This is a genomic window from Halorubrum xinjiangense, from assembly GCF_049604745.1.
Taxonomy (GTDB): domain Archaea; phylum Halobacteriota; class Halobacteria; order Halobacteriales; family Haloferacaceae; genus Halorubrum; species Halorubrum xinjiangense_A.
In genome coordinates this window covers 1,359,481-1,378,933 of the sequence record NZ_CP187140.1, presented here as the reverse complement: position 1 = coordinate 1,378,933, position 19,453 = coordinate 1,359,481, and the positions used below count along the sequence as shown (strand labels likewise).

The following is a 19,453-nucleotide window of genomic DNA, read 5'->3' as shown; positions in this document are numbered from 1 at the left end:
AGAGCCGCCGGCGAGAACGACGGGTATGAACGACACCGCAGGGCTCCGGCTCACGGTGCGTGCCGCCGAGAAGCGGGACGCAGGCCGGGGCATCGCCAGGCTCCCCGAGTCGGCCCGCAAGCGGCTCGCCCTCCTCAGCGGCGACACGGTCGAGGTGCGCGGCGAGCGCACCGCCGTGGCAAAGGTGTGGCCGGGCGGCCCCGACGCCCCCGACGGCTCCGTCCTCATCGACGCCGACACCCGCGCGAACGCCGGCGTGAAGGTCGGCGACACCGTCACGATAGCGGCCGTCGACGTCTCCGACGCCGACCGCGTGACGCTGTCCGCGCCCGGCCGCCTCGCCGAGGTCGACGTGAGCCGCGAGGTGGTCGAGCGCGCGCTCTCCCGCGAGCTCCGCGACCGACCCGTCACCGAGGGCGAGGCCGTCCACGTCGAGCGGCTCGGCGGGCTCCGCTTCGTGGTGGCCCGGACGGCGCCCGCGGGGACCGTCCGGATCACCGCCTCGACCGACGTGTCGGTCGAGTACGAGGGCGACGTCGGGGCCGCGAGCGACCGAACCGACGCGTCGACGGACACGAGAAGTGAGCGAGCCGACACCGACCGCTCCGCGACCGGCGCGGGCTCGGGGACCGATCTACCCGGTGACGACGCTCGCCCGAAGGCGGGCGACGCTCCGCCAGCCGAGCACACCGCGGGCGCGACCTACGAGGACATCGGCGGCCTCGACGAGGAGCTGGAGCTGGTTCGGGAGACGATCGAGCTCCCGCTCTCCGAGCCGGAGGTGTTCACCCGGCTCGGCATCGATCCGCCGAAGGGAGTCCTCCTCCACGGCCCCCCGGGGACCGGGAAGACGCTCATCGCCCGCGCCGTCGCCAACGAGGTCGACGCGACGTTCATCACCGTCGACGGCCCGGAGATCATGTCGAAGTACAAGGGGGAGTCGGAGGAGCGGCTCCGCGAGGTGTTCGAGCGCGCGAGCGACGACGCCCCCGCCATCATCTTCTTCGACGAGATCGACTCGATCGCGGGAAAAAGGGACGACGGCGGCGACGTGGAGAACCGCGTCGTCGGCCAGCTGCTCTCGCTGATGGACGGGCTCGACGCCCGCGGCGACGTGATCGTCATCGGCGCGACCAACCGCGTCGACACCATCGACCCCGCCCTCCGGCGCGGCGGGCGGTTCGACCGCGAGATCGAGATCGGCGTCCCCGGCGAGGCGGGGCGCCGGCAGATCCTCGACGTCCACACGCGCCGGATGCCGCTCGCGGACGACGTGGACCTAGACCGGATCGCGAGCCGGACGCACGGCTTCGTCGGCGCCGACATCGAGGGGCTCGCGCAGGAGGCGGCGATGACCGCCCTCCGGCGCGCCCGCGAGTCGGACTCGCGCGCGCTGAACGACGTGACGGTCGGCAAGGCGGACTTCGAGGCGGCCCACGCAAATGTCGAGCCGAGCGCGATGCGCGAGTACGTCGCCGAGCAGCCGGCCACCGACTTTGCCGACGTCGGCGGGCTCGACGACGCGAAAGAGGAGCTGGAGCGCGCCGTGACGTGGCCCCTGTCGTACGGGCCCCTGTTCGACGCGGCGGGCGCCGACCCCCCGACCGGGGTCCTGCTGTACGGCCCGCCGGGGACCGGGAAGACGCTGCTCGCGCGCGCCATCGCCGGCGAGAGCGGCGTCAACTACATCCAGGTCGCGGGCCCCGAGCTCCTCGACCGGTACGTCGGCGAGTCGGAGAAGGCGGTCCGTGAGCTGTTCGACCGCGCTCGACAGGCGGCGCCCGCCATCATCTTCTTCGACGAGATCGACGCGGTGGCGACCGACCGCGACGCGGCCGGCGGCGATGGCTCCGGCGTGAGCGAGCGCGTCGTCTCCCAGCTGCTGACCGAGCTCGACCGCGCCAGCGACAACCCGAACCTCGTCGTCCTCGCGGCGACCAACCGGCGGGACGCGCTCGATCCGGCGCTGCTCCGGCCCGGTCGCCTGGAGACCCACGTCGAAGTCCCCGAACCGGACCGGGAGGCGCGCCGCAAGATCCTGGAGGTCCACACCCGCGAGAAGCCGCTGACCGACGACGTCGACTTAGAGCGGGTCGCCGACGAGACGGAGGGGTACTCCGGCGCGGAGATCGCCTCGCTGACGCGAGCGGCCGCGATGCGCGCCATCGAGCGCGTCGCCGACGAGCACGGCGAGGCCGCCAACGACCACGCAGAAGCGGTCGGGATCACCGGCGAGGACTTCGACGCGGCGCTCGAGTCAGTCCGTCCCGAGACCGCCTGAGCGCGGTGAAATAGAAATCGGCGTGGCGGTCCGGCTCGGTCAACTCAGTCGTCTTCGACGGTCGCGCTCTCTTCCGTTTCGTTCTCTTCGGACGCGCCCTCGTCGCTCCCGTGCCCGCCGTGCGCGTGGGCGTCGCCGAGCGCGCCGGCGCCGAACTCGTCGACGGGCGTGACGCTGTAATCGACGGTGAGCGTGTCCTTCGTCGCCCGGACCTTCCCCACGAACGCCGAGATTTCCTCTAAGCCGCCCTCCAGCACGAACAGCTCCATACAGTACTGCGAGCCGACGTGGCTGTGGAAGTTCGAGGCGACGATCCCCTCGTGTTCGTGTCGCAGCCGCATCATCCGCTCCTCGACGCTCGTCGTCTCGTAGTTGAAAAGCACCGTCACCACGGCCATCAGCGCGCGGTCCTCCAGCTTGGCGTCCTCGAACTCGCCGAGGAGGTTCCGGGAGGCCTCGCGGACGACCTCGCTGCGGCCGGTGTACCCGTGTTCGTCCGCGAACTGGTCGATCCGATCGAGTAGCTCCTCCGGCATGGACACGCTGACGACGGTCATGTATTAATTCACGCCGGCGAAGTTGTTAATCCTTGAGGTCCGAGGCTCCGTCGCCCCCCTCGATCCGCTCGCCGAGCCACGCGTAGTGGTCGAGCAGCGCCGTCTCGCCCGCGTCGGTGAGCGCGTACACGTCGGCGATGCCCTCGGTCCGGCGGTCGAGGTAGCCCGTCTCGACGAGCGCGGAGAGCGTGCCGTAGAAGGATCCCGGGTCGATCCGCTCGTCGTAGTGGGACTCGAGCCGGCTCTTCGCCGACTGCGCGCGCAGCTCGCCGTGGTCGTACAGCAGCGCGCAGAGGTCGCGGCGCCGGCCGCTGTGGAACCACTTCGTCATACCCCCGCTTTCCGCCGTCGCCACAGGACCGTTTCGGTCGCGGCCGGCGGACGCGGATAGACGGTGACTCAAACTGACTTGATCAAATAGCTTCGTTAGGCAGAATACATCAAATGTACGGCCGCAATCGCGAGGAATATCTACATGATATGCGTGTTTTATGTGTATAAATGTCTGCTACGGAACTTTCTTTACTCGTGATAGAGGTACCTCCGCGTATGAAGACGACGATCGAGCGCCTCATGTGTCGGCACCGGTACGAGCGGCGGGCCGTGGTGATCGACCCCGACGAGGTCGTCGAGCGCTGCCCGAAGTGCGGCAAAGAGCGGATCCGGGCCGCGGCGGGGTCCTGAGAGCGGTCGCGGACCGCGAGGAGAGACCGATTGCCCTCGGTGCCCTTACCTCGCTTCGACCAGCTCGTCGAGGCGGCTCACACGCCGGTCGCCGAGGACGCACCGCCCGCGCTCGCCGTGGCCGACGCGCTCGACGTGGACCGCGTCGAGGCCGGCGCTCCAGGCGGCCGCCACGTCGCTCTCGCCGTCGCCGACGTAGTAGCCGCGGTGGCGGCCCGGGTCGACGCCGAGCTCGCCCATCGCGGCCTCGATCGGATCGGGCTCCGGCTTCCACCCCGTCTCGTCGGTGCAGCAGACGACCGCGTCGAAGCGGCCGTCGAGGTCGACATGATCGAGGACCGGCTCCGCGAGGAACTCCTGACAGTGGGTGACGAGTCCGGTCGGCCCGCCGACCTCGCTCACGCGGTCGAGCAGGCGCGCGGCGTCGTCGTGGAGGTACGTCGCCTCCGCGCGGGCCGCGGGGTCCTCCACGGCGTGGAACGCGGGCCAGAACGCGTCGGGGTCCACCCCCATCCCGCGGAGGGTCTCGGCACGAGAGCCGCCGAGCCCGTGCCAGAGGACGCGCGCCTCCCGGTCGGAGAACTCGCGGCCCAGCCGGTCGCCGACGCGGTCGAAGACCGCGCGGGTGTACTCCCACTCGGCGTCGACGAGGGTCCCGTCGAGGTCGAACAGGTGGAAGTCGTAGTCGGCGACGGTCATAGATCGCTCCGTAGGCGTGCGCCGGGCAAGTGCGTTGTGGGTTCGGAACAGCCTGAGTGTCCGACTCCCGCCTCCCGCTCACTCTCGGACGTGAACCGACGACCCGAGGTACTTGCGGAGGACCTCGTCGACCGAGTCGGCGTTGAACCGCTCGAGATCCGCGGTGATGGCGTCTTTCAGCGCGTCGAGGTACGCCTCGTCGGTGCGGAGTTCCCGGAAGTCGGCGGCGACGACCTCGACGCTCGCGGCGGGAGCGACGCCCAGTCGCTCTTCCGCTAACCGCCGGAACGACGACTCGTCGCCGATCTCGCCGCGCCACAGGCGGTCGCGGAAGAACAGCCAGCCGTCGGTCCCGGGCTCGCTCGCCGCGAGTTCCATCGTCGTCTCGAAGCGGTCCGGATCGACGGCGGCGTCCGGCGGGTCGAGCCGGAATGCGACGCGGACGACGTAGGCGGCCTCCATGAGTCGCTCGTCGCCGGATCGATCCATAAAGGTATACCGCTCGGGGGCGTGGTCTTAGCCCATGTGGCAGCGACTCCGCGGCCTCGTCGGGCGCGCGTACCGACGACACCTCCGCCGCGAGATCGACGACGTCCCCGACCACGTCGCCGTCATCCAGGACGGGAACCGGCGGTACGCCCGCGAGCGCGGCGACGACGCCCCCGAGGGCCACCGCGCCGGCGCGGACACCACCGAGCGCGTCCTCGACTGGTGCGCGGACCTCGGCGTCTCGGAGCTCACCCTCTACGCCTTCTCGACCGAGAACTTTGAGCGCCCCGACGAGGAGTTAGAGCCCCTCTTCGACCTGTTGGAACACAAGCTGCGCGAGTTCGCCGACGCCGACCGCGTCCACGAGCAGGGCGTCCGCGTCCGGGCCATCGGCGACGTGCCCCGGCTCCCGCCGCGTGTTCGCGACGCGGTCGACTACGCAGAGCAGCGAACCGCCGACAACGACCGCTTCACGCTCAACGTCGCGCTGGCGTACGGCGGCCGGACCGAGCTGCTCGACGCCGCGCGCGCCATCGCCCGCGACGTCGACGCCGGCGAGATGGCCCCCGAGGACGTCGACGTCGAGACCGTCGAGTCCCGGCTGTACGACCGCCCGATCCGCGACGTTGACCTTATCGTCCGCACCGGCGGCGACGAGCGGACCTCGAACTTCCTCCCGTGGCACGCGAACGGCAACGAGGCGGCCGTCTACTTCTGTGCGCCGTACTGGCCGGAGTTCTCCGAGGCCGACTTCCTGCGCGCGATCCGCACCTACGAGTCGCGCGAGGAGTCGTGGCAGCGCGCCCGGGCGGAGCGGGCCGCCGCGCTGGTGCGCGCGCTCGCCGAGGTCGAGTTCGCGGAGGCGCGCGCCGCCGCCTCGCGGCTCCGCGAGCGCGTCCCGCGGCTCGACCGCGGCGACCTCTCGGACGACGCCCTCGGCATCGCTGAGGGCGACGCGGTCGGGTCGGCCGACGGCGACGCCGCCGGTCGGATGGACGGCGACGCGCAGGACTCGCCGGGAGCCGATTAGACCGCTCCCGGCGCGATCCCGCCCTCGTTCCGGGTCAGCAGGTAGAGGGCGAACGACGAGAGCCAGTGCGAGCCCGCGTAGTCGTCGGTAAGCACGTCCGCGGCCCCCGCCTCCGCGTGGCGGCGCGCCGCGGTCTCCAGCGGTTCCCGGAGCCGGTCCGCGGCCGGTCCGTCCCGCCCGTCCAGCGCGTCGGACAGCCCGGCGAGACACCACGCGCGGGAGACGTTGAGCCCGATCAGGTGCATCGCGGCGCCGTCGCCCTCGTCGGGTTCGACGTCGACGGGCGCGAGCAGCGCGTCGTGCGGCGGCGCGGTGAGATCCGGGAGGAAGTCGTCGAGCCACGCCGCGAACGGGTCCGGGTCGAGGACGCGTCGCATGAGGTCAGCCTCGGCGAGCGCGGGCGAGAGGAAGTCCCAGCCGACGGGCTCTGCGCCAACGACCGCGGCGGTGTCGTCCGCGTAGAGGCGGCGCGCGGTCGCCTCCGTCTCCGATTCGAGGTCGGCGTCGCCGACGACTCGCGCGTAGTCGAGGACGCCGGCGAGCGCGAACGCGGTGTTGCCGTGGGTGCCGACGCGGTGCGGGCGGCCGACGTCGAGGAACGACTCGCGGGTCCCGCGCCGGACTCGCTCTTCGAGCGGGCGGAGCGTCTCGCGCCACGCGTCGGCGCGAGGGTCGTCCCAGAGCGTGAGCTCGGCGGCGAGGCGCAGCAGCCACGACCAGCCGTACGGCTCCTCGAAGCCGGGATTCTCGTCGAGGTATGCGACCTCGCGAGCGACGTTCTCGGGGGTTAGTCGCTCGTCGATGCTCGCAGCGATTTCGGCCTCGTCCGGGTGATCGGGGACGAGTCGCAGCGCGCGGACGAGCGCCCAGTGGCTGTGGACCGCGGAGTGCCAGTCGAAGCAGCCGTAGAAGACGGGATGGGTCTCCGCGGGACGCGGCGGCGCCTCCGGCCCCTCGACGGTCCCCTGGTAGTGCGGGTACTCGGTCTCGACTCCGTCGAGCGGGTGGGCGGAAAGCGCCGTCGCGACGGCGTCGTCGAGCGCGTCCGCTCGCCCGGCGCGGAGCGCGTCCGGCGACAACTCCTCGAATGTGTTCATACCGAGGGGTCTGCGGGGCGCCTGTTCAATCGGTCGGTGGCGTGCGGACCGGTGGCACGCAGAATTATGCGATGTCGCTCACGCCGGGTTCTTCCGCGTCAGGTCGCTGCCGCAGATCGGACACCGCTCCTTGTTCTCGTCGAAGGTGCGGTTGCAGCCGACGCACTGGAAGCGCCACTCTCGCTCCTCGGAGATGCCGTCGCGGGCGATGGCCTCGACCGGGAGGTCGAGCCGCTCGGCGACGTTCTGCATCGCGTAGTCGTCGGTGACGAGCGTCGCGTGGAGCTCTAAGGCGGTCGCGATGAGCCGGATGTCGGTGTCCGACAGCTCCGCGGCGTCGCCCGACCCCTTCGCGGCGCGGCGGACGCGGTCGACCGCCTCCGGCGCCGGGACGTGGACGGTCATTCCGGAGCCCTCCATCGCGTCGAAGCGGAGGGCCACCTCGCCGGTGAGCTCGTCATGGACCGCCGGGATGGAGACCACGTCGTCGTCTGTCGTGTACTCGTGGATGAACGCGGACGAGTCGAGGACTTGCATCAGCGGGCGACGACGATGTAGTCTTTCACCGCCTGGACGTTCGCGACCGGGACTCGGAGCCGGCCCATCTCGTCGACGTCGAAGTCGACGCGCTCGGGCCTGAGCTGCTCGTGTGGGCTGACGAGGAGGTGGTTCAGCTCCCCGGACTCGAGGTTCATCGTGATGTTGTACAGGTCCCCGAGCTCCGTGCCGTCGGAGCTCATCACCGCCTTCCCGGAGAGGTTCTCCGCGAGGATGTCGACCATACCCCCACGGTCCCGGGCGACGGTATTAAACGCCACGGGGCGTCGGACGGGTGACGGACGCGGGCGCGCGTTTGTCACCGGACGGGCGACCGGCGCTGGCGCGCGTTCGTCGCCGGACGAACGACGACGGACGGTCCGGCTCCGTCGCCTCGGTTCGTCGCAGCATTTTGAAAGGCTTAACTGACGCCCGGGCGGAACAGTCGGTATAACCTTCTCGGGGCGATCACATATGACCGACCACACACACGCGGACACCCTGCGAACCCCCATCGTCGCCGTGCTGGGCCACGTCGACCACGGCAAGACGAGCCTGCTCGACACGATCCGCGGCTCCGCCGTCAGCGAGGGCGAGGCCGGCGCGATCACCCAACACATCGGGGCGACGGACATCCCGCTCGACACCATCTCCGGGATGGCTGGCGAGCTGATCGACCCGTCGGACTTCGACCTCCCCGGCCTGCTGTTCATCGACACGCCGGGGCACCACTCCTTCTCGACGCTGCGCGCCCGCGGCGGCGCGCTCGCCGACATCGCGGTGCTCGTCGTCGACGTCAACGACGGCTTCCAGCCGCAGACGGAGGAGGCGATAGACATCCTCCGCCGGACGGGGACCCCCTTCGTCGTCGCCGCCAACAAGGTCGACACGACGCCCGGCTGGAACCCGCAGGACGGCGAGCCGATCCAGGTGAGCATGGAGGCGCAGTCCGAGCGCGCCAAGTCGATGCTCGACGAGAACCTCTACGAGATCATCGGCCAGCTGTCGGACGCCGGCTTCTCCGCTGACCTCTACTGGCGGGTTCAGGACTTCCAGAAGAACATCGGCGTCGTCCCCCTCTCGGCGCTCACCGGCGAGGGCGTGCCGGACCTCCTCACCGTACTCATGGGCCTCTCCCAGCGGTTCATGAAAGAGGAGATGGCGATCGACGTCACGGGGCCGGGCGAGGGGACGGTCCTCGAAGTGAAAGACGAGCGCGGCTTCGGCGCCACCGTCGACACCGTCGTCTACGACGGCGTGATCCGCAACGGCGACACCGTCGTCGTCGGCGGGCAGGACGAGCCGATCGTCACCGAGATCCGCGCGCTGCTCCGCCCGCGGCCGCTCGCGGAGATCCGCACGGAGAAGGAGTTCGAGAAGGTCGGCGAGATCGGCGCCGCGGCCGGCGTGAAGATCGCCGCCCCCGACCTCGATCAGGCGATGGCGGGCGCGCCGGTCCGGGTCGTCCGCGACCGCACCGTCGACGAAGTCGTTGAGGAAGTGAAAGCGGAACTCGCGGAGATCGAGGTCGAGACGGCCGAGAACGGCGTGGTCGTCAAGGCGGACACGCTCGGGTCGCTGGAGGCGATGGCGAACGCCCTCCGCGAGGCCGAGGTCCCAATCCTCCGCGCCGAGGTCGGCGACATCGCGCCGCGCGACATCGCCGTCGCGGAGACCGCGAACCAGGACGAACACAAGGCGATTTTGGGTTTCAACGTCGACCTCCTCCAGAACGCGGAGTCGGACTTAGAGAACGCCGACGTGAAGCTGTTCAAAAACGAGGTCATCTACCAGCTGGTCGAGGACTACGAGCGCTACGTCGAGGAGAAGCAGCGCGCGCAACAGGAGACGGTGCTGGACAAGGTCGTGCGCCCCGCCCGCTTCCGCATCCTCCCTGACCACACGTTCCGGCAGAACGACCCCGCTGTCGTCGGCGTGGAGATCATCTCCGGCACGCTCCAGAACAACCGCAACGTCGGCTTCTTCGAGGGCAACGAGTTCGAGCGCGTCGGCGGCCTCTCCGGGATTCAAAAGCAGGGCGACGACGTCGACGAGGCGCGCTCCGGCGAGCGCGTCAGCATCGCCATCGACGGGCCGACGGTCGGCCGCGACATCGAGGAGGGCGACACGCTCTGGACCGAGGTGCCCGAGAAGCACGCGAAGATCCTCGAACAGGAGCTGAAAGAGGAGATCACCGCCGACGAGCGCGAGGCGCTTCAGGGATACTTGGAGACGCGCCGGAAGCGCGACCCCTTCTGGGGGAAGTAACAGTCTGAATTTTTGACACGCTTCTGTGATTCCTAACGCGCGGCCGCAGCACTACCGCAGCCAGACAGCCACGAACGACACAACGATCCCGGCGATCAGCGGCGCGACATCGACGACCACATCGCTCTCGGTCGGTGCCGCGATCTCACCGAGAACGGGTGCGTACCACGCGATCGTTGGCGCACCGAGATACGGCGCGAAAAACGACCAGAAGGCGACGATACCGAGCGCGAACAGTGCGTAGCTGGCGAGGCTCTTCACGAGCCCGCCGACACCTCCCGGCCCGCTGGGCGTCGCCTCGTCGTCATCCCAGTCGTAACCCATACCACCATCCCGAAGCCCGGCCCTAAAAAGGTTGGATTCGAAATATGTCGCTGCCGGACGCCGTGATTCAACGTCACTCCCAAGGGACACAGTCGGGTCGCCGCGGTTCGTCATCGCTCACTCACGTCCCCGGCGGCGTCCTGACGTGGTGGCCGCAGTTCGGACACTGCCCCTCGTTTAAGAACTCCGTCGGGCCGGTGCCGGTCGCCGCGTTGTAGCTGAAGCTGTGGCCGCAGTTCGGACAGGTCTCGGAGCGTCGGACCATGCGGTCCGGTAGCGCGTCACGTCACTTCAATTTCCGCCGGCGGTCATCCGTATACCAGAATGATCACGGCCACGAACGCCAGTTCCCCGCCGACGAGCAGCGCGGCGAGCAGCCACGTCCGGTAGGTCCAGAGCCACTCGCGGACCGCCGCGAACCGGTTCTCACCGGCCGACGCCGACTCGGCCCGATACGCCGCATCGACCCGCCAGCCCGTCTCCGAGTCGTACGTCGCGGGGACGCGGGCGCCGACGAGCTCGTCGACGTCGAGCGGTGAGACGCCGGCGGCGTCCAGAAACTTGAGAAAGTCTTCGGACTCCTGAAGCGACCCGTCTCGGGGCGCGTCGAACCGCTCGGTGTGGGTGGCGTCGCCGTGGGGCGGGCGCATCTCGACGACGACGCGGTCGCCGACGGAGCGAACGCGCGTGACGATCAGCGCGTTCTCCTCGTCGTTGAGGTACGCCTCGCGCAGGCGGCGCTTCACCGCCTCGTCGACGCCGGCGTCGTCGAGGTCGTCGGGGAGGGGATCGGAGTCAGTCTCGGAGGGCGGAGACGCGTCCTCGACCGCGGTGGTCTCGGCGTCGTCCCCGGATCGGTCCGCCATCGCTCCGACGTTGACGGCGCGATCTGATAAGGTCACGGCCGCTCCCCGAACGCGTTACGTGACTGTTGTCGCTGCGAACGACTATACAACAGGGTCTGCCGAAGCCCCAGCCGCTCGGCCGTACGAAAGTGGCCCTTATAAATCGCCGATCGACATGAACGCCGCCGAAGCCCCAGCCGCGAGGCGGGCGCACGCTCGCTGCGCTCCTCAGTCGTTCGCTTCGCTCACTCCTTGCGGTGCTTACGTCGCCTGCGCCCGCCTCGCGACTGCCCCTTCGAGTCCCGCCCCGCACAGCCCCGCGCCTCACACCTCCCCAGCCTCGTCGCTGGCGGTCTTCGCTTCGCTCGACCGCCACCGACTCCCTCGCGCGTGCGACTCGCGCCCGTCGGGCGCTCGCCGGCACGCGCCACCGCACTTCGACTGTCAGCCGCTCACTGGAGCCGGTAGCGGAGGATTGCGGCGATGCCGCCAAGGTTGGCGAGCTGCTCGCCGGGGGCGAACTCCGAGGAGAAGACGACGACGTCGCCGCCCTGCCGCTCGACCGACTCGATCACCTCGTTGACGTCGATCGCCCAGTCGCCGTCTCCCTGGCGCTCCGTGCGGAGGCGCTCGTCGACGACGAGCAGCGTCTCGACCGCGCCGAACTCGGCGGCCTCGGCGGTGTCGTCCGGGCCGTACGTCGCCTTCTCCTCCGTCGCGATGTTCTCGGTCAGCTCGTCGATGAGGCTCGCCTCCTTCGAGATGCGTGTCTCCTTTTGTACCTCGTCGACCGCGCCGCGCTTGAGCACCTCGTGGACGCCGCGGTCGCCTGCCGCGGACGTGTCGACGGTGGTGATCCGGTCCGAGAGGTCACGGTACTCCTCGTCGATGTAGTCGCGGGCGTCCTGCTTGGTGAACCCGGGCCCCGCCAGAATGACGGCGTCTGCGTCGAGGTGCGCGAGTGCCTCGCCGAGCTCGGCGAACAGCTCCTCGCGCGGCCGCGAGAACTCGCCTTTCCCGGTCGGCTTCGTGAACGAGGCGTACTCCTCGGTGCCGTACTGCTGGACCGTATGGACGTAGGCGGCGCCCTCTTCGACGGTCGCGATGGCGACGTCGGGGTTCTCCGCGGCCTCGGTGGCCTCCTCTAACCGCTCGGTCTGGTCCGGCTTGAAGTGCTTCTCGACGGTTATCTCGTCGTGCTCCTCGACGTTGAGCGTGTGGTGGGCGTTGAGCTGGTCCTCCCGCGAGCAGCCGACGATGACGCCGGAGACGCGGAGGCGGTTGGCGAACCGCGCGAACTCCACGTCCTCGACCTCTAAGGTGACGAAAATGTGCTCGCGCTGCCCGCCGGTGTCCCGCATCTGGTCGTCGTTCCGCTGGATCCGCCGGGTGGTGTCGCCATCGACGCGGTCCCCGGGTTCGAGGACGTGCGCGAGGTGCCAGAGGTCGTCCACGTTCTCGGGGACCAGCGTGAGCCGTTCCCGGCCCTCCTCGCCGTACCCCCGCTCGGAGATGCGCATGTTCGGCCGTTCGCTCGCGGCCGTATCAACTCTTGTCTTCCGCGTCGGCGAGCGACGGTCCCCACTCGAAGCCGCCGGCCGGTTCGTCGCTCCCCTCGTCGATGGCGGCGGCGTCGCTCGCGTTTCCCCGGTCAGTGACCGGAACGTCGCGGCCGACCTGAACCGGCGCCGGGGGCTCGCTCCGTATCGGCTGCCCACCGTCGCCCGACACGATGTGGGTCGGGGGGGCGTTGCGCGCGCGACCCGCGGCGTCGGCGGCACGACCCGCGCCTGCGCCGTGGGTCGCGTCCGCGCGGCGATTCGCGTCCGCGCGGCGAACCGCTCGGCTCCCGGAGCGCGCGGCGTCGCGGTGCGTCCGGACCGCCGGCTGCGCCGCGGCGTCCCACGTCGAACCCTCCCGCAGCGCGCCCGCCGCGCCCCGCCCGTAGAGCCCGTGCGCGACGACGCGGGCGAGGAAGGCGAGCGCGACGCCGACCACGAGTGGCACCGTCGGCGCCGCGACGGCGTAGCCGACCGCGAGCGCCCCGACCGCGAGCGTCCACCCGGTGGCGTACGAGCCCGTCGCGGCGACGCCGGCCACCGTCCGCGGGCTCAGCCCGTCCCTGAGCCGCCCGGATTCGGCGAACGCGGCGAGCGCGGCGGGGCGGACGTACGCGAACGCGAGGAGGTACGCGCCGACGAGCGCGGCGGAGAGACCGACGGCGACGACCGCGACGGCGACTGGCCCGTTCGGACCGAGGGCAGATTCGATCGCATTCACGGTCGATTCCGGATCGACGGGACCCGCGACAAGCGCGGCGCCAGCGCCCCCGGCGACGGCGAGGCCGCCCGCGAGCGGGGCGAGCAGCGCCGCGGACAGCACTGCCGACTTGAGGCCGTCCCTGACCAGCTCCCCCCAGGCGACGAGCGAGGGCGCGCCGGTCGCGTCGCCGGACTGGATCGCGCTCCGCGTCACCCGGACGAAGTAGCCGCGCGCGACGAGCGACGGCGCGAGCGCGACCGGGGCCGCGACGGCGATGGCCGGGCTGACGAAGAGGACGCCGACGAGCCACAGCGCCGTGAGGATCCACCCCAACAGGGTCACGGACCCGCCGACGAGGACGACGCCCGCCGTGTCGTCGGTTCGCGTCAGCGCCGTCGCGGCCGCGGTGAGCATGTGACTCGACACAGGAACGGGAGCCGCATAAATGATACCCGGGCCCGAGCGTTTATATCACTCCACGGATTATTGCCACTCGGCCGCGCGGGACAATCGTGTGCCTCTGACAACTCAACCGCGGCCGCCACTCGGCGGTCGCCCCCCGTCCGCGGCTTTCGACTGCGCTCTTCCACCAGCCGCGCCGCCGTCGCGTGCCGGTACCGATTTATCCCGCCCCGCCGACGGATCGGGTATGACCGGCGACGAGCGGACGGCCGATCTGGAGCCGGAACTCAGGAGCTACGGCGTCAGCGTCGAGTCCATCGACGAGGGCGACCCGCTGGAGCTGACGTACATGACCGCGTTCCCCGGCCGCGAGATCCATCGCGGCGAGATCGGGCGCGCGCTCAACGCGCTCATCGAACAGGCCGAGGCCGACGAGTGGGACCCCGTCCGCGTCGAGGGGACGGTCGTGCGGTCCCCCGGCGACGTCCTCGGCACGTGGCACGCCGAGGCCGAGTGGTTCGAGGCGCTCGCGAGCTACGAGATCTCCGAGACGGAGTTCTCGACCCGCGTGCTGGACACCGTCAGCCACGAACCCGGGGCCGGAGACGAGGACGATGCCGGATCCGAACCCGACGCGGAGGCCGACCGGTGACCCGCCGCGATCCGGTCAACCGCGCGCAGCGCCGGCTCGCGCGCCCGGCCCGCGAGCGGTTCGCCACCCGCGCGGTCGCGTTCGACGTCGACGGCGCCACCTGCCGCGGGACGCTGTACCTGCCCGGCGGCGACGCCGACGACCCCCCGGTCGTCGTGATGGCGCCCGGGCTCGGCGCGGAGCGGACCTTCGGCTACCCCGCCGTCGCGGAGCGGTTCGCGGACGCGGGCTACGCCGCCCTCCTCTTCGATCACCCGGAGTTCGGCGACTCCGACGGTGACTCGCAGGTCGTCGACCTCGACCGCCAGCGCGAGGCGTACGAGGGCGCCATCGACCGCGCGGACCGCGTCGATGACATCGGCGACGACCTCGTGTTATGGGGCGCGTCGCTGTCTGCCGGCCACGTCCTGACCCTCGCCGCCGAGCGCCGCGACGTCGACGCGGTCGTGGGGCTCGTCCCGTTGCTCGACGGGCGCGCCGTCTCCCTGCGGCGCGGCGGCCGGTACCTCGCGCGCGCCGGCGCCGCCGGGCTCCGCGACCTGCTCGGCCATCGGATCGGTCGCGGCCGCACTGTCCCCATCGTCGGCGGGACGGAGGAGTGCGCGGCGATCACCGAGCCAGGGACGAAGCGGAAGTACATCGACCTCGTCGACCGCGAGTCGGCGTGGCGCAACGAAACGCCAGCGCGGTCGCTCCTCGGCCTGGTCGGCTACCGGCCCGTGACGCGGCTCGACGAGATCGACGCCCCGACGCTGCTCCTGGCCGGCACCGACGACGCCATCATCGACGCCGACTCGGTCGCGGCCGCCGGTGAGCGGCTCTCGCGGGGGACCGTCGTCTCGATGCCCGCGGACCACTTCTCGGTGCTCGGCGACGACTTCGAGGGCGCGGTCGGCCACCAGCTCTCCTTCCTGCGCGACGCACTGGAGTGACCAGCCGCGCCGACGCGCTCGCTCCTGACCGCCGCCCGCGCGACCGCTTAAGTGACCTCGCGACCGATTCCCCGATATGACAGCCATCGCGATGCTGAGCGTCGCGCCGGTGATCGAGGGGAGCATGGCCGAGGAGGTGGCGAAGGCCGTCGCCGCGCTCGACGAGTTCGACGTGAGCTACGAGACGAATCCGATGGGGACCGTCATCGAGGCCGAGGACGCGGAGACGCTGTTCGCGGCCGCGGCGGCCGCCCACGACGCCGTCGACGGCGACCGCGTCTCCACGGTCTTAAAAATCGACGACAAGCGGACGAGCGGCGGGACCGCCGCGGAGAAGGTCGACGCCGTCGAGGAGCACCTCGGCCGGGCGGCGAAGCGGGAGCGCTGACGGCGCCCCTTCACGTCCCGTCACGTTCCGTCACGCCGTGTCAATCCCGACGCTGCCACCCGCGGTCGCGTCGCCGTCCGGATTCTCGACCGCGACGTCGACGGTCGTCGTGCGGACGACGGTCGCCTCGTCGTCGCCGCCTGCGACGTCCGCGCGGAACACGACGTCGAGCGTCGTCGTCGCCGTCTCGCCGCCGCCGAGCTCGGGCGCGCTCAGCGACTCGCTCGTCACGGCGTCGCCGCGCTCCGTCGCGTCGGCGCGCTCGAACCGCGCGGAAAGAGCGCCGTCGACCGCGTTGAAATCAGGCGACTCGTCCGAAACGGCGTCGGATTGGTCGCCGCTCGGTCTTCCCACCGATGCGACGTCTCCGGGCGTCGCGTCTGGGTCGGCGCCCGTCAGGGTCTCCCGATACACCTCGTCGACGCCGGCGTCGCTCCCGACGGCGAGCGTGAGCGTCACGCGGTCAATTCCCTCGGAGAAGTCGGTCCACGACACCTCGAGGGCGGGCGAGAGGTACACCGACTCGATCCGACCGTCGTTCGCGGTGACGGTCGGCGCGTCGCCCGCCTCGAAGGCGGCGGGGTCGCCGTCGATCGCCGCCGCCGGACGGCTCGACGCGACGAGGGCACCGAGGCCGGTGAGGCCGCCGACCGCGACGGCGGCGACGCCGCCGAGGACCGAGCGTCTGGAGACCGTTTCGGACGAGCTACCGTTCCGCGAGTGGGCTGCCATCTCGGTGCGACGTGGCCGCGGCATCCGGCATAAGCGCTCGGCGGGGACGGGTTCAGCGGAGACGGGTTCAGCGGAGACAGGTTTGGTGGCGACGGGCTCGGCGGGGAGCGAGGACCGTCGTTACCCCTTGATGTTACAGACGGGGAACGTGCGCGCGACCTTGTCGCCGATACCGAGTTCGTCGCTCACGCGGATCACCTCGTCGATGTCCTTGTAGACGCCGGGCGCCTCCTCCGCGATGGTGGCGCCTGACTGCGCCTTCACGTAGATCCGCTGGCCGTCTTCGAGATCGTCCTGGACATCGCCGCCCCAGAACTCCTGTTTCGCCTGCGTCCGGCTCATCAGCCGCCCGGCGCCGTGGGCCGTCGAGCCGAACGACACCGACATCGACTGGTCCCCGCCGCGGAGGACGTACGAGCCGGCGCCCATGCTGCCGGGGATGATGACCGGCTGGCCGACGTCGCGGTAGGTCTCGGGCACGTCCTCGTTGCCCGCGGGGAACGCCCGCGTCGCGCCCTTGCGGTGGACGTACAGTTCGCGCTCCGCGCGGTCGACCGCGTCGTCGCCGACGGCGGGCCGCCCCTCGGCGTCGACGCCGATCTCGTGGGTCTCCTTCTTCGCGATGTTGTGCGCGACGTCGTACAGCAGCTCCATCCCGAGGTCCTCGATCGGGTCCGCGTCGAACACCTCGCCGAACGTCTTCCGGGCCTGGTGGGTGATGAGCTGCCGGTTCACCCACGCGAAGTTGATGCACGCGCCCATCGCGCCGTAGTACTCGTCGGCCAGTTCCGAGCCGGCGGGCGCGGCCGCCAGCTCCTTGTCCGGCAGCTCGTCGAGCAGGTCGCCGTGCTCCTTCTCGATCCGGCGGAGGTAGTCGTTACAGGTCTGGTGGCCGAGCCCGCGGCTCCCGCAGTGGATCAGGACGACGATCCCGTCCTCTTCAAGCCCGTACGCGTCGGCGACGTCGGCGCGGAACACGTCGGTGACGCGCTGAACTTCGAGGAAGTGGTTGCCCGAGCCGAGCGACCCCATCTGGTTGCGCCCGCGGTCCATCGCCTTCTGGGAGACGTACTCCGGGCGCGCGTCGGGGCGACGTCCCTCGTCCTCGCAGCGCGCGAGGTCGCTCTCGATCCCGTACCCCTCCTCGACCGCCCACTCGACGCCGCGTTCGAGGGCGCCCTCGATCGCGTCGGCGTCGCCGTCGATAACCCCGCCGCCGCCGAGCCCCGAGGGGATCGCCTCGAACAGCGCGTCGACGAGCTCCTCCTCACGGCCGCGCACGTCGTCGTAGGTGAGATTAGTTTTCACCATTCTCACGCCGCAATTAATATCGTAACCGACCGCTCCGGGCGAAATACAGCCGTTTCGGGCGTCGATCGCGCCGACGCCGCCGACCGGGAAGCCGTACCCCTGGTGGCCGTCGGGCATACAGAGCGCGGGCTCGACCATCCCGGGCAGGTGGGTGGCGTTCTTCAGCTGCTGAAGCGAGTCGTCGTCGCCGATCTCCTCGAGCAGCGACTCGCTGGCGAGGACCCGCGCGGCGACGTTCATGTCGCCCTCGCGGGGAATCTCCCAGACGTGCTCGCGCACCTTCTCCAGCCGGATCCCGTCGAACTCGCGCGTGGTCATGTGTCGGCCTTCGACGCCGGAGGGGAAGGGCGTTGCGTCAGGGAGTCGCGCGGGCGGCGCCCCTCACACGTCGAAGACGACGTACGCGTACCACTCGTCGTCGCGACGTTCGAGCGCCATCTCGGAGTAGGTGACTGCCTTGATCTCCCGGGCGGCCACCGCGTCGAGCGGGACGCCGCGCGCGCTGGCCGTGAGCCGCCACTGGTCCGCGTCTGCGTCCGCGTCCTCGTCCTCTCCGCTGTCCCCCTTACCGGGTTCGACGACCGAACAGCGGTGGTCGGCCGGGAGGACGAGCCGCACGTCGCGCTCGTAGATCAGCCGGTCGAGATAGTCGAACAGCAGGGCCTCGCGGCTCTCGGCGGCGACGTCGAGCTCGAACCGGTCGCCCCCCGTCTCCGGCACCGACTCCGCGCTCGCGGCCGCGAGCCCGTCCGCGACCGCGGCGAACAGCGCCGAGAGGGTGTCGGCCGTCGCCTCGACGGCGACGTCGGCCGTGTGGTCGCGGAGCTCGTAGCTCATTCCTCGACGCCTCCCTCGCCGCCGCCGCGGGGCTCCCCGGCGCCTTCCGAGCGCTCGTCGGTCTGGAACCGGGCGTCGATGGTCCGCTCCGGCGCGTCAGCGCGGAGGTTCTCTGGGTCGACGTCGTCGAGGTCGGCGGCGACCTCCTCCAAGGCGACGCCGCTCGTGACCAGCGCGCGGATCCCCTCGTCGACCGTCAGCTCGACGTCGACGATCCGACGCTCAGGGACGAAGACGACGTGACCGCCCATCACCGGGTTCGGTGCCATCGGCATGAACAGCGTCCGCATCCCCTCGCCCTCGCTGTCCGCGTGGTCAGCGATGGCGGCCGGCGTCTCGCTCGTGACGAACGCGAGCGTGTACGCCTCCGTCGTCGGGAACTCCACGAGGACGACCTCGCGGAAGTTCCCGCCGTCCGACTCCAGCATGGCGTCGCTCATCTGCCGGAACCCCTGGTAGACGGAGCCGACGCCGGGGACCCGTTCGACCGCGTAATCGACGTAGTCGACGGCGCGCTCGCCGTACCGCGACGACTCGACGGCCGCGCCGAGGAGGAGGATGACGGCCACGAACACGATCGGGGTCGCGATCTCGATCGCGAGTTCGCGGGAGACGGTGCCGAGCACCGGGAGTCCGACTCCCGGCGACACGGCGACGATGGCCGACGAGAAGGCGTCGAGGTAGTCGTACACCGCGTTGAACGCGAACGCGAGAACGGCGAGCGTGATGACGGCAGGGACGATGACGGCGACGCCCGTGAGGAAGGCTCGTCGGAGCAGCTCGACTCCCGACGACTCGTCGGTCATTACTCGTTTTCAAGCGCGACCGCGACAAAATCGTTTCCGTCGCGATCGCGGCGGTGGCCGTCGAGAGCGAGTTCGCCGCCCGCAACCGCTCTCGCTGGCGGCGCAGCCGCCCGCAACCGCTCTCGCTGGCGGCGCAGCCGCCCGCAACCGCTCTCGCTGGCGGCGCAGCCGCCCGCAACCGCTCTCGCTGGCGGCGCAGCCGCCCGCAACTGGTCTCGCTGGCGGCGCAGCCGCCCGCAACTGGTCTCGCTGGCGGCGCAGCCGCCCGCAACGGTCCCCGCTGGCGGTGGAGTTATATTCCGCCCGCGTGTTAGGTCTCC

Annotated in this window: 23 protein-coding genes; 7 read left to right on the top strand and 16 right to left on the bottom strand. The window is 70.8% G+C overall.

Annotation, left to right across the window (positions count from 1 at the left end):
- Positions 1 to 25: 25 nt before the first annotated feature.
- The gene (locus tag ACOZ35_RS08060; RefSeq protein ID WP_424015862.1) at positions 26 to 2,281 is read left to right on the top strand and encodes an AAA family ATPase; all 2,256 of its coding nucleotides are present in this window, start codon (positions 26 to 28) and stop codon (positions 2,279 to 2,281) included.
- Positions 2,282 to 2,325: 44 nt separating this feature from the next.
- On the opposite strand, the gene ACOZ35_RS08055 is transcribed toward ACOZ35_RS08060, so the two are convergent.
- The gene (locus ACOZ35_RS08055) at positions 2,326 to 2,838 is read right to left on the bottom strand and encodes a CopG family ribbon-helix-helix protein (RefSeq protein ID WP_424015861.1); all 513 of its coding nucleotides are present in this window, start codon (positions 2,836 to 2,838) and stop codon (positions 2,326 to 2,328) included.
- Between the two features lie 25 nt (positions 2,839 to 2,863).
- A complete protein-coding gene (locus tag ACOZ35_RS08050; RefSeq protein ID WP_424015860.1) occupies positions 2,864 to 3,169 on the bottom strand; it encodes a PadR family transcriptional regulator in 306 nt (101 codons plus the stop codon).
- Positions 3,170 to 3,387: 218 nt separating this feature from the next.
- On the opposite strand from ACOZ35_RS08050, the gene ACOZ35_RS08045 reads away from it, so the two are divergent.
- Positions 3,388 to 3,522 carry a hypothetical protein gene (locus ACOZ35_RS08045; protein WP_424015859.1) on the top strand — a complete coding sequence of 45 codons (135 nt, stop codon included), beginning with the start codon at positions 3,388 to 3,390 and terminating at the stop codon, positions 3,520 to 3,522.
- Positions 3,523 to 3,567: 45 nt separating this feature from the next.
- On the opposite strand, the gene ACOZ35_RS08040 is transcribed toward ACOZ35_RS08045, so the two are convergent.
- Positions 3,568 to 4,221 carry an HAD family hydrolase gene (locus ACOZ35_RS08040; RefSeq protein WP_424015858.1) on the bottom strand — a complete coding sequence of 218 codons (654 nt, stop codon included), beginning with the start codon at positions 4,219 to 4,221 and terminating at the stop codon, positions 3,568 to 3,570.
- A gap of 78 nt (positions 4,222 to 4,299) precedes the next feature.
- Positions 4,300 to 4,683: an LWR-salt protein gene (gene lwrS, locus ACOZ35_RS08035; RefSeq protein ID WP_424016051.1), complete on the bottom strand. Its 384-nt coding sequence runs from the start codon at positions 4,681 to 4,683 to the stop codon at positions 4,300 to 4,302.
- A 61-nt stretch (positions 4,684 to 4,744) separates the two neighbouring features.
- Between lwrS and uppS the strand changes: the two genes are divergently transcribed.
- Positions 4,745 to 5,740, top strand: coding sequence for a polyprenyl diphosphate synthase (gene uppS, locus ACOZ35_RS08030; protein WP_424015857.1), 996 nt, complete (start codon positions 4,745 to 4,747; stop codon positions 5,738 to 5,740).
- Here the strand turns inward: uppS and ACOZ35_RS08025 are convergent.
- The 3 genes from ACOZ35_RS08025 to ACOZ35_RS08015 all read right to left on the bottom strand — a co-directional run bounded on the left by ACOZ35_RS08025 (position 5,737) and on the right by ACOZ35_RS08015 (position 7,619).
- Positions 5,737 to 6,837, bottom strand: a complete 1,101-nt coding sequence (locus tag ACOZ35_RS08025; RefSeq protein WP_424015856.1) for a DUF2891 domain-containing protein — start codon at positions 6,835 to 6,837, stop codon at positions 5,737 to 5,739. The genes uppS and ACOZ35_RS08025 overlap by 4 nt on opposite strands.
- Positions 6,838 to 6,915: 78 nt before the next feature.
- The gene (locus ACOZ35_RS08020; protein WP_007345155.1) at positions 6,916 to 7,374 is read right to left on the bottom strand and encodes an NOB1 family endonuclease; all 459 of its coding nucleotides are present in this window, start codon (positions 7,372 to 7,374) and stop codon (positions 6,916 to 6,918) included.
- Positions 7,374 to 7,619, bottom strand: a complete 246-nt coding sequence (locus ACOZ35_RS08015) for a PRC-barrel domain-containing protein (protein ID WP_017344246.1) — start codon at positions 7,617 to 7,619, stop codon at positions 7,374 to 7,376. Before ACOZ35_RS08015 ends, ACOZ35_RS08020 begins: the two co-directional genes overlap by 1 nt.
- 229 nt (positions 7,620 to 7,848) lie before the next feature.
- Here ACOZ35_RS08015 and infB point away from each other — a divergent pair, with 229 nt between their 5' ends.
- Entirely contained in the window at positions 7,849 to 9,642 is a 1,794-nt protein-coding gene (gene infB, locus ACOZ35_RS08010; RefSeq protein WP_424015855.1) for a translation initiation factor IF-2, read from the top strand.
- A gap of 51 nt (positions 9,643 to 9,693) precedes the next feature.
- On the opposite strand, the gene ACOZ35_RS08005 is transcribed toward infB, so the two are convergent.
- The 5 genes from ACOZ35_RS08005 to ACOZ35_RS07985 all read right to left on the bottom strand — a co-directional run bounded on the left by ACOZ35_RS08005 (position 9,694) and on the right by ACOZ35_RS07985 (position 13,487).
- On the bottom strand, positions 9,694 to 9,966 hold the full coding sequence (locus tag ACOZ35_RS08005; RefSeq protein WP_424015854.1) for a hypothetical protein: 273 nt from the start codon (positions 9,964 to 9,966) through the stop codon (positions 9,694 to 9,696).
- Between the two features lie 121 nt (positions 9,967 to 10,087).
- Positions 10,088 to 10,231 (bottom strand): hypothetical protein, encoded by a 144-nt coding sequence (locus tag ACOZ35_RS08000; RefSeq protein WP_017344249.1) that lies wholly within the window; start codon positions 10,229 to 10,231, stop codon positions 10,088 to 10,090.
- Positions 10,232 to 10,274: 43 nt separating this feature from the next.
- On the bottom strand, positions 10,275 to 10,832 hold the full coding sequence (locus tag ACOZ35_RS07995; RefSeq protein WP_424015853.1) for a hypothetical protein: 558 nt from the start codon (positions 10,830 to 10,832) through the stop codon (positions 10,275 to 10,277).
- A 431-nt stretch (positions 10,833 to 11,263) separates the two neighbouring features.
- Positions 11,264 to 12,331, bottom strand: a complete 1,068-nt coding sequence (locus ACOZ35_RS07990) for an mRNA surveillance protein pelota (RefSeq protein ID WP_424015852.1) — start codon at positions 12,329 to 12,331, stop codon at positions 11,264 to 11,266.
- A 25-nt stretch (positions 12,332 to 12,356) separates the two neighbouring features.
- Positions 12,357 to 13,487 (bottom strand): DUF4013 domain-containing protein, encoded by a 1,131-nt coding sequence (locus ACOZ35_RS07985; protein ID WP_424015851.1) that lies wholly within the window; start codon positions 13,485 to 13,487, stop codon positions 12,357 to 12,359.
- Positions 13,488 to 13,722: 235 nt separating this feature from the next.
- Between ACOZ35_RS07985 and ACOZ35_RS07980 the strand changes: the two genes are divergently transcribed.
- The 3 genes from ACOZ35_RS07980 to ACOZ35_RS07970 all read left to right on the top strand — a co-directional run bounded on the left by ACOZ35_RS07980 (position 13,723) and on the right by ACOZ35_RS07970 (position 15,447).
- Positions 13,723 to 14,127 carry a hypothetical protein gene (locus ACOZ35_RS07980; protein ID WP_424015850.1) on the top strand — a complete coding sequence of 135 codons (405 nt, stop codon included), beginning with the start codon at positions 13,723 to 13,725 and terminating at the stop codon, positions 14,125 to 14,127.
- On the top strand, positions 14,124 to 15,059 hold the full coding sequence (locus ACOZ35_RS07975) for an alpha/beta hydrolase (protein WP_424015849.1): 936 nt from the start codon (positions 14,124 to 14,126) through the stop codon (positions 15,057 to 15,059). Before ACOZ35_RS07980 ends, ACOZ35_RS07975 begins: the two co-directional genes overlap by 4 nt.
- Before the next feature lie 76 nt (positions 15,060 to 15,135).
- Positions 15,136 to 15,447 carry an MTH1187 family thiamine-binding protein gene (locus ACOZ35_RS07970; RefSeq protein ID WP_424015848.1) on the top strand — a complete coding sequence of 104 codons (312 nt, stop codon included), beginning with the start codon at positions 15,136 to 15,138 and terminating at the stop codon, positions 15,445 to 15,447.
- 30 nt (positions 15,448 to 15,477) lie between these two features.
- On the opposite strand, the gene ACOZ35_RS07965 is transcribed toward ACOZ35_RS07970, so the two are convergent.
- From ACOZ35_RS07965 to ACOZ35_RS07950, 4 genes are all read right to left on the bottom strand, one after another.
- Positions 15,478 to 16,179: a hypothetical protein gene (locus ACOZ35_RS07965; protein WP_424015847.1), complete on the bottom strand. Its 702-nt coding sequence runs from the start codon at positions 16,177 to 16,179 to the stop codon at positions 15,478 to 15,480.
- 120 nt (positions 16,180 to 16,299) lie between these two features.
- On the bottom strand, positions 16,300 to 17,808 hold the full coding sequence (locus ACOZ35_RS07960; protein ID WP_424015846.1) for an RtcB family protein: 1,509 nt from the start codon (positions 17,806 to 17,808) through the stop codon (positions 16,300 to 16,302).
- A gap of 63 nt (positions 17,809 to 17,871) precedes the next feature.
- On the bottom strand, positions 17,872 to 18,327 hold the full coding sequence (locus tag ACOZ35_RS07955) for an archease (protein ID WP_424015845.1): 456 nt from the start codon (positions 18,325 to 18,327) through the stop codon (positions 17,872 to 17,874).
- Positions 18,324 to 19,133 carry a DUF502 domain-containing protein gene (locus ACOZ35_RS07950; RefSeq protein ID WP_424015844.1) on the bottom strand — a complete coding sequence of 270 codons (810 nt, stop codon included), beginning with the start codon at positions 19,131 to 19,133 and terminating at the stop codon, positions 18,324 to 18,326. The genes ACOZ35_RS07955 and ACOZ35_RS07950 overlap by 4 nt, the downstream gene beginning before the upstream one ends.
- Between the last annotated feature and the right edge of the window lie 320 nt (positions 19,134 to 19,453).